Raw genomic sequence first — 11,255 nt, forward strand, 5'->3', positions numbered from 1 at the left:
GTGGTGCGTTTCTGAGGCCATCGCTTCTCCCTGGCGAACCGTATGTGCGTGCGGACCGGGTGTGTGGGCGACGGGACACAAACGTGTGCCGAGGCGTTGTGCCGATCCCGTGGCCGGCCCGGTCTGCCGGGCTGCTCGATGCCACACGACGAGCATGCCCGTCACATGTGGAAAGTTTGTGGCGCACTTCTCCGACACGTCGTGCCAGGAGAGGAGTGGTGACACGAACACTCGGCCGGGCAGGGCAGGCCGGGCGTCGTCCTCAGGCGCTCAGGCGCTCAGGCGCTCAGGCGCTCAGGCGGTCAGGCGGTCACCTGGCGTGGGCCGCGGACGGGGGCAGACCGCTGGGTGTGGAGTGTCGCCCCGCTCCGGGGTCAGTGCTGCGTACCGGCGACCACAGGACGGCGCCGCGACTCGATGACGACGTTGCCGTCGGCCTGTATCATCAGCTGCGCGCCGGGGTTGCCGGCGGTGCCGGACGACCACGCCGTACCGTTCCCCTCGGTGTAGACGACGAAATGACCGTCGTCCTGGAAGACGGCCTTGTGCCTGGTGCCCTCGGTGTGCGAGGACCACCGGACCGTCCCGTTCTCGTCGGTGATGACGAGGTGCCGTCCGTCCGCATGGTGATCTTCATGAGGCCCGACGCCACGCTCTCCCCGGGACCGAGGACGGTGGTGGCATTCACCACCCGCGTACTCCACTCCCGCTCGGCGGTCGCGGGCGTGGCCCTGGTGGTGGCCCGTACCGGCGTCGCGGCGTGGCCGGCCGAGGTGGTCCCGGCCCTGGCGGGAGTGGCCCTGGTCGTCGCGGTCCCCGTCGGCTTGCCCGCTGCCGAAACCGTGGCCGTACCCGAAGGCGCGGAGGGCTTCGGTTTCCCTGTGTGCTGCGTGGCCGGCGCCGACGCGTTCTTCCCGGCGCCGGCCAGGACGCCGAGCCCGGCCCCGGACGCGTGGGCCGCGGCCTTGCTACGACGGACGCAGCAGCCCGGCCGGGTCGCCGGACCGCCCGTCGTGCGTGCCGGAGGCGGCCGGGGCAGGGCGGGGTGCGGCGCCGTCGGAGGTTTCGTGCACGATCCTGGGCCCGGCCGTCGGCGCCGGAGCCGGGGACGGCACCTTGAGTGTCGTCCCCTTCCGTGGCCGGCGCGGGCGCCACCTGCGGGAGAACCGGGCCGGCGGTGCCCTGCGCTGGGTCCGCAGCGGCTCGAGGCTCGGCGCTCCGTCGGTGACGGTCGCCGTCCCGTCGCCGGCCGCGCCCGGAGTCTCGGAGGCGACGGGGACCTGCTGCCCGAGTCCCTCGTAGGAGGTCCGGCCGCCGTGATGCGAGATCAGCGGCACCGAGGCCAGAACGGCACCGGCGAAGGCGGCGACCATCAGGAACGGCTTGCCGGCCCGCGCGGCCCGCGCGAGGGCCGGTGGCGCGTCCGTGAGCGCTGACCGTGCCGCGTAGGCCCTGCTCGGCCGCGGCTTCCGACTCCTCTTCACCGGGTGCGGCGGCTGCGGCACGGGTGGCAGGTGCGGCCCGGCCGGAGCCGGTGGAGGAGCGTTCCGCCTGCCGCCCGCGTACGTCGGGCACCTGACGCCGCAGGGGCCGCCCTTCGGGCGGACGGCGGGAGTGCGACGACAGGACCTAGCGTGAGCCGTCCGCTGCCTCCGCCGGGTACTGGGAGGTGGCCGAGACGTACAGCGTGTACGGGTTGCCCCGCTCACCGTGCGCTGCCGTCATCGTTCTGATCACGTCGGCGGCACCGCCACCGGTCTCGACCGCGGCGTCGAAGTCGGTGAGGTAGCGGCGGGAGGCCGCGATGATCCCGGCAACGTCCCTCTCGTCGGCACCGGGGTGCTGGTGCCCGGCGACCAGCCGCCGGGGACGCAGGTGCTCCACGGTGTCCAGGGCGCGCTGCCAGCGGCTGCGCGCCGCCCGGTCCGTCTGCGCGAGCCACATGTGGATTCCGTTGTAGGCGACGTCGCCGCCCACCACTGCGTCCAGATCCGGCACGTGCACCACACTGGAGGGGTCGGTGTCGCTCTGACCCACCCGCACCGGCCTCAGTTCGTGTCCGTCGACGCCGATCACGTCGTCGGCCAGGGGCCGGGGAGCCACCTGCCGGTCCGGCAGGCTCCCGGGGAAGAGGGACTCCCAGTACGCCAGGTACGGGCCGCTCAGCTGTTCCTCGGCGAGGGGCACCACCTCGGGGAGCGCCACGGCGACCGCGTCGGGGAAGGCGTCGAGGACGACGGACAGCCCCAGGAAGTGGTCCGCGTGGCCGTGGGTGACGTAAACCGTGGTCAGGACCTTGCCCGTGGCCCGGATCCATTCGGTGAGATCGCGCGCTTCGCCGGCCGTGATGAGCGCGTCGACGAGCGCGGCCTCGCGTGGACCGTGCACGAGTGTCGCCGTGCTGGCGGGCCAAGTGGCCCGCTGCCGTGCGTCCCAGCCGGGCACCGTGCCGGCGATGGGCTTGTAGTCGCTGGTGAAGACGTCGATCGACAGCATCCGCGCTGCTCCGTTCCCGTGGGCGGACCGTAGCCGGGCGATCCGCTGGTGCGACCGGCCCGGTGCGAACGCCGGGCCCCGCCACCCGGCACAGCCCTCGATTGGGTCCGCGTCGCGGTGGTGGTTCCAGTGCGTCCGGTGCCACCGTAGAGGCGGTCAGTGGAATGTTTGTGCTCACGTCGGCGGCGTGCGGTTCACCGGCTCGGCCAGGCCGCCGCCCGGACCTGCTGGAGCGGTCCCGCTGCGCGGGACCCGTGCTTAGTCGTGCACGGCGACGAGCCGTCCGAACGGCTTGAGGATGTCCGCATGGGCGGCCCGGCCCCGCCACGCGGGTACGGTGCCGCGTCCGCGCGGGATGCGGGGTCCATGATCGTCATGCGGGAGCCGTCCAGGCACCGGCCCGACTGGGGGCCGGGCGGCGCGCCTGTGCCGGTGCCGACCGGGTCCGTCCGGCCGGCACCGGGAGGTGCTGCTCGGTACGGCGGACGGGGGAGCGAGGGTGAGCCCGCTCCTTCCGCCGCGATCACCGGGCCGTCACGCCGGTATCTGCCGGCCGCCGATCGCTGCTTGGGCTTCTCGTCGCCTGGGCAGCGTCTGTGCGCAGCCGGCTCGGGCCGCGAAGCCGCTGAGGCCACAGGAAGGCTCGCGTCCGGCGACGCGGATGGTGAGCGCGGTCGTGGCGCGGCCGACGGTGAGGGCGTTCCCGGGCACGGCATGCGGGCCACGGCGGGCCGGGGAGGGGAGCAGTGCGCCCCTGTGTCCGTCACCGGAGCCGGCCGGGTGTGGGATGCAGGGGGTCGCGGCTGAACGCTCGTGCGGATGTCGTGAGCGCGGAGGTGCAGCCGCGCCGCCGCGCCAGGCGGCGGCGCGGGTTCTCAGAGGGAGAGGAAGCGGTTGACCTCGTGGGCGAAGTCTTCGGGGTGCTGGAAGAGGAACCCGTGCCCGGCGTCGCTGTACAGGATGATCTTGGCGTTGGGCAGCCGCTGCGACATCGCATAGGTGGCGTAGGCGTGGATCATCACGTCGTGGGCGCCGTTGGCGACCAGGACGGGCAGGGTGAGCTCCTCCTGCCGCTCCCAGTAGCCCTTGAAGCTGCCGATGGCGGCCAGCTGACCACGGAAGGCCTCGTCGCTCACCGCGGCGTTCGACTGCTTGAGCCGGTGGTCCAGCCGCCGCAGGGACGCCAGGCCGGCGGCCCGCGCCTTCTCGGTCTCCGGGTAGAAGAGGTAGAGGAAGTCCTCGTCGCCGTTGTCCGGCTTGCCGGTGGTCTGGGCGACACGCGCCGGCGGGGCGGGCAGGTCGGGAACACCACCGGGCGAGCTGCCCGCCACCACCAGACGGTGCACCAGCTCCGGCGCGGCCAGCGCGACACCCTGGGCGACGATGCCACCCATGGACCAGCCCAGCACGTCGATGTCGGTCAGGCCCAGGGCGCCGATGAAGGCCAGAGAGCCCCGAACCAGCCCGTCCATGGTCACCGGCGCGCTGCCGGTGGAGAAGTTGGTGCCGCGGTTGTCGAAGATGATGACCTCACGCTCCGCGGACAGCAGGTCGAGAAACATCGGGTCCCAGTGGTCGATGGTGCCACGCAGACGCATGTGCATCACGAGCGGGCGGGTCCCCTCGCGTCCCAAACGACGGTAGGCGAAGCGCTCGCCGTCGGGTCCGTCGACGTAGCGTGTCTCGGCCGAGTCGGCCAGGTAGGTGGTCACGGGTGACTCCTGTCATCGGGTGGTGTGTGGCCGGTCTGTGCGCCCGGCGGGTCAGGCGACACGCCGTCGAGTCGGGTGCCTGTCGCGGAGGCCGGGTTTGTCCGTTATCGGTCGGTGTGCCGGTAAGGGAACCCGGCATACCGGCGGCTCGGATCACCGGTCACCGCCGCGCGGGGCCGGCGGTGACCGGTGCGCCGGACGCCGCGGGTCCCGCCCCGGAGGGGGGCGCCTGCCGGGACGAACTGTCGGCTCCGCCGCCCTTTCGGTGCCGCGGAGACGGCCGGCGAGGGCGGCTCCCGGCCCGGTACGTGGCCATGGGCAGCTCCCGAGCCGAGGCTCGTGCCGGCGAGGGCGGCGACGGGCGGTGGACCTCGGCTGCCCGGTCACCGGGGAACCGGGAGCCCGGTAATTCTGCGCGGCCGGGCGTCGCGTCAGCGCCGCCGTCTCAGCATCCTCCGGCGTTGTGGATGGTTTGTGGGTCTCCGCGAGCCCGCGGCCGGTCCGGCGGACCGGCCATGGGCTACCGCGCGGCCCGCTCGCGGGCGTGTAGGACGGCCTCCTTCACGATGCCGCGGTGCAGCGGCCCGTGCCCCGGCAGGGCGACGTCGGCGTCCACCGGCTCCAGGAGCGGCAGGGCGGCAAGCGCCTGCTCACGGTTGGTGTGGAACATGTCCGGGAGGAGCTGCGGCCCGTGGAGGCGCGAGGTCGGATGGGCGGTGACCAGAGCGTCCCCGCTGACGAGGACGCCGAGGTGAGGCAGGCCGAGGTGAGGCAGATGGTAGGCGCAGTGGCCACCCCTGTGCCCCGGTGTGTGGACGGGTACGGGCGCGCCGGGCAGATCCAGGGCGCCGGGTGCGGGGAACGGCGACGGATCGGCGACGGGCACGTGTGCCGTCCCGCCCGAGCGGATGGCGTGCACGGCCCACGGCACGACTCCCGGGCGTAAGGCATTGGCCAGCACCTGGCCCACCGGCACCTGGTGCAGGAACTCGCGCCGGGCGTGCGGCACCTCCTGCTCGTGCATGAGCACCGAGGCGCCGTACGCGGAGCGGATGCGCTCGGCTCCGCCTATGTGGTCGGTGTAAGGCGTGGGTCACGAGGACGGCCTGCCGCCAGTGCGGTACCGGAGCGTGCCCTGTGCGGTGGCCAAGTGTCTCCGCCGCGTACACAACAACCTGCTCAGGTCGGCACGTCGGCAGCAGGACGCATCCCACCTCTGAGAAGCGGACTCCGCCGTCTCACGGCCGGGTGACCAGGGCGAGGTACTGGTGCACCGAGCGGACGGCGCTGGCGCCGTCGCCGGTGGCCGCCGCGACCCGCTTCATCGACTCCGTCCGCACGTCCCCCGCGGCGAAGACCCCCGGCACGCTCGTCTCGTACGGCAGCGGGGCGCGGCCCAGGCTCTCCCACACCGGACCCAGCATCGCCGGTGTCAGCGCGCGGTCGGTCGGGACGAAACCCTTGTCGTCCCGTGCCACGTGGGTCAGCCAGCCGGTGGCCGGCTCCGCGCCGATGAAGCAGAACAGGCCCGCGCACGGGATCCGGTGCGTCGCGCCTCTGCGCTCGGTCAGTGACACGCCGTCCAGGCGGGACTCTCCGTGCAGTCCGGTCACCTCGGTGCCGGTGAGAACGGTGATGCGGGGGTCGCTGACGATGCGGTCCACCAGATACGAGGACATGCGGGCGCCCAGGTCGGCGCCGCGCAGCACCAGGGTGACGCCCGCGGCGTGCCTCGCCAGATGGAGTGCCGCCTGCCCGGCGGAGTTCGCGCCGCCGACCACGACGACCGGGCGTCCGGCCACCGACTGGGCCTCCAGATCGGTGGCCGCGTAGTAGATGCCGCTGCCGGTCAGCTCGGCCCACCGGTCCACGGGCAGCGCACGGTAGGCCGCACCGGTGGCGATCACCACCGCCCGGGTGCGGATCCGGGTGCCGTCGGCGAGTGTGATCACGTGGGTGTCCCGGTCCGTTTCCAAGGCCACCACCGGGCAGGGACTGGCGATGTGGGCGCCGAACTTCAGGGCCTGGACCGCGGCGCGCGCGGCGAGGTCGGCGCCGCTGAGACCGAACGGAAAGCCCAGGTAGTTCTCGATGCGCGCGCTCGTGGCCGCCTGGCCGCCGGTGGCGACCGCGTCGAGCAGCACGGTCTCCAGCCCTTCGGAGGCTCCGTAGACGGCGGCCGCCAGACCCGCCGGGCCGGCGCCCACGACGACCAGGTCCGACGTTCCGCGGCCGGTGCGGCGGTAGGCCAGGTTGAGCCGCTCGCTGAGGGACCCGGGGGTGACCCGCGGCAGCACGTCGCGGCCGATCAGGGCGATCGGCAGATCAGCCGGGGCCGTGCCGGTGGCCGACCGGATCTCCTTCCCCTCCGCGGAGTCGTCCGGCACCCAGGAGTAGGGGACTCCCTGGCGGGCCAGGAAGGTTCTCAGGGTCATCCCCGCCGCGGAGTCGGCGTCGCCCACCACCCGCAGTGTCTGCTCGGTGGCCAGTCGCAACAGCCGGCGGCGGGCCAGGAACGTGCGCAGGAGGAGGTCGGACAGTTCAGTCTCCTGCTTCATCAGCAGCCGGAGGGACTGCGCGTCCACCCGGTGGATCGTGCCCGCGGTGGTCACCCGGATGGTCAGGCCCCGCCGCTGTCCGGTCAACAGGCCGAGTTCCCCGGCGAATTGCCCGGGACCGTAGCTGAAGAAGACGTCCTCGCAGTCGGGTGCCTCGGAGGGACACAGGGCCTCCAGGTGGGCCGTGCCGCGCAGCACCAGGTCCCCGCAGTCGTCCCCGATGTCGAAGAGGACCTGGCCGGCGAGCACCTCTTCCGGTTTCGCGTAGCGGAGGGCCCGGGTGAGCTGCTCCTCGGTCAGCCGGGACGCCGCGACCTTCTCGAGATCCTCAGAACGGTCGCCTATTTCAGGAAATGAGGTAGCCATGTGCCGAGCCTTCCATTGACAGGTGTTTTGCGTCAGACACGTATAACGTGTCACAGATCGGCACATGTGTGCGCTCGCGGTAACACGGCGGGAAACCCGACCAACGCCGCGCCATGCGAAGGGACGACGCCGACGCCCAACATGCACGTGACAGGGCGTGGGACGCCGGTAGCCAGCCTTCTCACGGCGGGCCGACGGAGCATTGAGGGCGACGGCCGCGCCCCCCGCGGGCGGTCGCGCGGCCGTGACCGGGAAATGGCTGGCCACCGCCTCAGAGCGGGTGCCGAGGACAGAGCAGCTCGTCCGTGTTGACGACGTTGTGGGAGATCAGCGCGTAGCGCTGCACCATCTGCTCGTAGGAGTCGGGACCGTTGTCGGGGGTGGTCGCGTCCTTCACGAGCGTCACTCGGTAGCCACGCTCCATCGCGCTGCGCGCGGTGGACTTCACACACATCGTACCGATCATGCCCGCCACGGCCACGTGCTCGATGCCCCGGCGCTTGAGCTGGATGTCCAGATCGGTGGTGGCGAAGACATCGAGATTCTTGTGCGGGCGACGAGCACGTCACCGCGGCCGGGCCGGAAGTCGGGGTGGAACTCTGCACTCCACCCCCCCGTCTCGAACATTTGGTTGTCGAACATGCGGTGGAACCCGGACCGGTGCTTCCAGTTGTCGTACTCCTCGTCGGTGTACGACATGGGCGAGAAGAAGGCGGGGGAGCCCTTGTCCCGGAAGCCGGCGAGGTGGCGCCGGAGGTTGTCCAGGGTGGCGACCCGCTCGAACTCCGCCTTGAACCCGGGATATCCCTTACCGCCTCGGAGAAGACCTCGTTGACCGTGTCGATCATGATGAGGCCGATCGGCGCAGGCGCCGTGGTCGAGCTGGTCATCTTCGCGTTTTCCTTTCGTCCGGGCAGGGTTGGCCGGGGCACGGCTCGACGTGTGCCGGCGGGACCCTGGGCAGACGTACCGGTACGGGTGTGCGTCCGGGGTGGTCGTGCCGCGCTCAGCCTCCCACCGGCGAAGGGGCGCGGCATCGGTGATTTGACTGACCTCACCCGGCATCGAGGGCTCCGGTGCCGGAGCACGCGCTGCGGGAGCGCGACCGGGGAGTCGGCGTCCGGAGCCACGGGAACCCTGGCCGGAAGCCTTCCGCGGGCCGCGAGACTCCGGCCGTTCGCACTTCGAGTGCGGACGGCAGATGCCAGCCCGGCCGACGCTTGTTTCACGACAGCCGCGTGGCCGACGGGGCCAACGCGCGATCCGGTCCGGGCATCCGCTCGGCGGGAGGGAGCAGGCAGCGCCGCACGGCCGAGGAGGTCACGTCCGGTCGAGCCAGTGCGCGGTCAGGGTGTCCCAGTCGATCATCCGGTGCTCGGTGCCGGAGGGGACCAGCGTGTACGTGGCGTCGAGCCAGTGCCGGACGTCCGTCAGGTCCGCCTCGAAGGTGACGTGCCCCCCGGGCCCGATGAGGCTGAAGCAGAGACGGGCGGGCTCGCCGGTGCGCCGGTAGGAGGGCCAGACGCGGAAGTCGCCCTCGCCGCTGGGCCGCCGGGTTCCCCCGGCCAGCAGGTCCCGCGCCACCACCCAGGTCACGCAGACGTCCATGTCCAGGTCTCCGAAGAGATCCAGCGCGACCGCGTACGGGTCGTCCACGACGTAGCGCATCCGGCACAGCACGGGGGAGGGGCCTTCGGGGCCGAACAGACGCCGGAGCGTGGTGAGGAGCAGCGGCGGGCCGCCCGGCGCCGACGCCTCGTGGCCGGCGTGGGCTCTGTCGCTTCTCATGTGTCGGACTCCCCTTGCGGTGGTTGATCTTCCGGCTGTCTTCATGCCGACCTGTGTCATGTTCGGCGTGACAACCCGGTCACGCATTGGTAGAACGACTGCCTGCGGTGTCAATGAGGCGGTCCTCCGGACCTGGGCGGGGTGAACCCCGGCAGAGCGGCTGATGCTGCGATCAGGCCTTTGGGGACGTCCGGCCACCGCGGTGCCCCGCCGTACCCATCGATGCCGCCGGGTGGTGAGGGCGCCCATTCGCTCACCCCGTTCTCCCGGGGCGGCCCGTGTGGAGCCTCGCCGGATGCCGAGGCCTAGGTCCGGGAGCCTGATCCGTCCGCGGGCAGTCGAGGATGCAGCGGCCGAGACTGCAGGGTCCCCGCTCCGGACCCGCTCTGGCCGTGTCCTGAGCGGCGCCGCGGCAGCGGTCCCACGAGGCGAGTCCCTCCGGCCCCCGTGGGAGTGACGGCACTCCGTCGGATTCGCACCGTCCCGACCGGCGGGGGCCCCACCCAGGCCTCTCTGGAGAGGGGCCCCTGCGGACTACTTCGAGAGGAAGGTGAGGAGGGCGTCGTTGACCTCGTCGGCGTGGGTCCACAGCAGGCCGTGGGGGGCGCCGTCGACCTCGACATAGTCGGCGTGCGGGACGGCCTTGTGGAAGGGGCGGGCGGTGGAGTCGATGGGCAGGATCCGGTCGGCGGTGCCGTGCAGGATCAGGGTGGGGACGGTGATCTTGGGAAGGTCCTCGCGGAAGTCGGTGAACCAGGTGAGGGGTGCGGCGGAAGCGGCATAGGAGCCGCCGGCGGCCGCGACGTTCCAGCTGTTGCGGACGGCTTCTTCGCTGATGCGGGTGCCGAGGTTGTCGTCGAGGTTGTAGAAGTCGCGGTAGAAGGCGGTGTAGTAGGCGTAGCGGTCGCTCTTGACCGTGTCGGAGATGCCCTGGAAGAACTCGATGGGGGCGGCGCCGACGGGGTTGTCGTCGGTCTTGAGGAGGAAGGGCTCCAGAGAGGCGAGGAAGGCGGCCTTGGCGATGCGATCGGAGCCGTAGGTGCCGAGGTAGCGGCCGACCTCTCCGGTGCCCATGGAGAAGCCGACGAGGGTGACGCCGTGGAGGTCGAGGGTCTCCAGCACGGTGTTGAGGTCGGCGGCGAAGGTGTCGTAGTCGTAGCCGGTGGTGACCTGGCTGGACTGGCCGAAGCCGCGGCGGTCGTAGGTGATGACGCGGTAGCCGGCGTCGAGGAGGGCCGCGGTCTGCTTCTCCCAGGAGTGCCCGTCGAGGGGGAAGCCGTGGATGAGGACGACCGGACGGCCGGTGCCGTGGTCCTCGTAGTACAGCTCGATGTCGGTGCTGTTCTCCTGGCCGACGGTGATGAACGGCATGGTGTTCCCTTCCGGAGCGAGGTGGCGCGCCCGGGCGGGATCGACGTCAGGCGCCGCCTCCGCCCGGGGCGGTCGGCGCGTTCGAGCCGTGCCGACAGGTACCACCTTTCCTTGCGCATGGCTGTCCAGGGATCCGTCTAACGACTTACGCGGCCGGGAACACGTGACTCATTCGCCTGGGCGGTCCGTCCACCGAGCCTCCGCGTAGCCCGGCGGACGCCGGAACCGGACGGCGGCGGTGCCCACGGCGAGGGGCTCGCACGTGTCCTGCCGCTCGGGCGGACCGGGCGCCGTGGCGAGGTGCTGGGCTGGGCGAACGGGCCCGGGCGGCGTGAACGGGACTCCAGGGTGTTTGCCGCGACGCAGGATCGTGCAGTCGAACGGCGGATGCACCCACCCTGCGCACGCCCGGGCACCGAGGACGGCACCGGCACCTTCGGCCGGGACCGGGCGAAGGTGCCCCCTGCGGCCGGAAGACCGGTGGAGGGCGGAGCCCGGCGCGGCCCGGCTCATGACGTCAGCGCCGGGCGAAGTGCACCAGCACCCTTCCGGTGTTGCCGCTGCTGACCTCCACCCGGTCGTACAGCCGCCTGATGTGCTTCTGGCCCAGGAACACGAGGACACGCTCCCTCAGTTGACCGGTGCCCCTGCCGGGAATGATCTCGGCGACCGGCTCGCCCGACTGGTGCGCCTTGAAGATGAACTGGCGCAGGGCGAGTTCGATGTCCCGATTGTTCCGGAAGATGGGATGCAGGTCCAAGCTGAGCATGTGAGTGGCCGTCCGGTGCGCTGCGCGGAAAGGATGGTTGCCTACGGATCCCTTCGTATCGCAGACGGTTCCGCGGGGGCAACGTGCGTGCCGCTTCGCCCCAGCACCTGTGCGCGGTGACATCCGCCGTATGTGAGTCGGATCCCGGCTTGTGTCCGATGCCTCTCGTCCGTTCCTGCGGACGGTGGGTTTCCA

At 71.9% G+C, this 11,255-nt stretch carries 9 protein-coding genes and 1 pseudogene; all 10 read right to left on the minus strand.

The window, feature by feature from the left end:
* Positions 1–374: 374 nt before the first annotated feature.
* A complete protein-coding gene (locus LQ326_RS46130) occupies positions 375–704 on the minus strand; it encodes a hypothetical protein (RefSeq protein WP_234545204.1) in 330 nt (109 codons plus the stop codon).
* Positions 705–968: 264 nt separating this feature from the next.
* Positions 969–1,484, minus strand: a complete 516-nt coding sequence (locus tag LQ326_RS46135; RefSeq protein ID WP_234545205.1) for a hypothetical protein — start codon at positions 1,482–1,484, stop codon at positions 969–971.
* A 145-nt stretch (positions 1,485–1,629) separates the two neighbouring features.
* The gene (locus LQ326_RS46140) at positions 1,630–2,496 is read right to left on the minus strand and encodes an MBL fold metallo-hydrolase (RefSeq protein WP_234545206.1); all 867 of its coding nucleotides are present in this window, start codon (positions 2,494–2,496) and stop codon (positions 1,630–1,632) included.
* Between the two features lie 875 nt (positions 2,497–3,371).
* Positions 3,372–4,208, minus strand: coding sequence for an alpha/beta fold hydrolase (locus LQ326_RS46145; protein WP_234545207.1), 837 nt, complete (start codon positions 4,206–4,208; stop codon positions 3,372–3,374).
* Positions 4,209–4,728: 520 nt separating this feature from the next.
* Positions 4,729–5,329 (minus strand): annotated as a pseudogene (locus LQ326_RS46150) (MBL fold metallo-hydrolase); the annotation flags it as partial.
* A 117-nt stretch (positions 5,330–5,446) separates the two neighbouring features.
* Entirely contained in the window at positions 5,447–7,132 is a 1,686-nt protein-coding gene (locus LQ326_RS46155; RefSeq protein ID WP_234545208.1) for an FAD-dependent oxidoreductase, read from the minus strand.
* A gap of 271 nt (positions 7,133–7,403) precedes the next feature.
* Positions 7,404–7,649 carry a cysteine hydrolase family protein gene (locus LQ326_RS46160; protein WP_268208430.1) on the minus strand — a complete coding sequence of 82 codons (246 nt, stop codon included), beginning with the start codon at positions 7,647–7,649 and terminating at the stop codon, positions 7,404–7,406.
* Between the two features lie 803 nt (positions 7,650–8,452).
* Entirely contained in the window at positions 8,453–8,920 is a 468-nt protein-coding gene (locus LQ326_RS46170; RefSeq protein WP_234545210.1) for an SsgA family sporulation/cell division regulator, read from the minus strand.
* 534 nt (positions 8,921–9,454) lie between these two features.
* Complete coding sequence (locus LQ326_RS46175) at positions 9,455–10,291, minus strand: alpha/beta fold hydrolase (protein WP_234545211.1); 837 nt, start codon at positions 10,289–10,291, stop codon at positions 9,455–9,457.
* A 517-nt stretch (positions 10,292–10,808) separates the two neighbouring features.
* Positions 10,809–11,060: a Smr/MutS family protein gene (locus LQ326_RS46180; RefSeq protein WP_234545212.1), complete on the minus strand. Its 252-nt coding sequence runs from the start codon at positions 11,058–11,060 to the stop codon at positions 10,809–10,811.
* Positions 11,061–11,255: the final 195 nt, after the last annotated feature.

It is taken from the genome of Streptomyces shenzhenensis, assembly GCF_021462265.1.
Lineage (GTDB): Bacteria > Actinomycetota > Actinomycetes > Streptomycetales > Streptomycetaceae > Streptomyces > Streptomyces shenzhenensis.

What these genes read in the sequence shown, in the direction of transcription:
- LQ326_RS46140 (WP_234545206.1), bottom strand. Translation starts at nt 2,496, where the DNA reads ATGCTGTCGATCGACGTCTTCACCAGCGACTACAAGCCCATCGCCGGC.
- LQ326_RS46155 (WP_234545208.1), bottom strand. Translation starts at nt 7,132, where the DNA reads ATGGCTACCTCATTTCCTGAAATAGGCGACCGTTCTGAGGATCTCGAG.
- LQ326_RS46170 (WP_234545210.1), bottom strand. Translation starts at nt 8,920, where the DNA reads ATGAGAAGCGACAGAGCCCACGCCGGCCACGAGGCGTCGGCGCCGGGC.
- LQ326_RS46175 (WP_234545211.1), bottom strand. Translation starts at nt 10,291, where the DNA reads ATGCCGTTCATCACCGTCGGCCAGGAGAACAGCACCGACATCGAGCTG.
- LQ326_RS46180 (WP_234545212.1), bottom strand. Translation starts at nt 11,060, where the DNA reads ATGCTCAGCTTGGACCTGCATCCCATCTTCCGGAACAATCGGGACATC.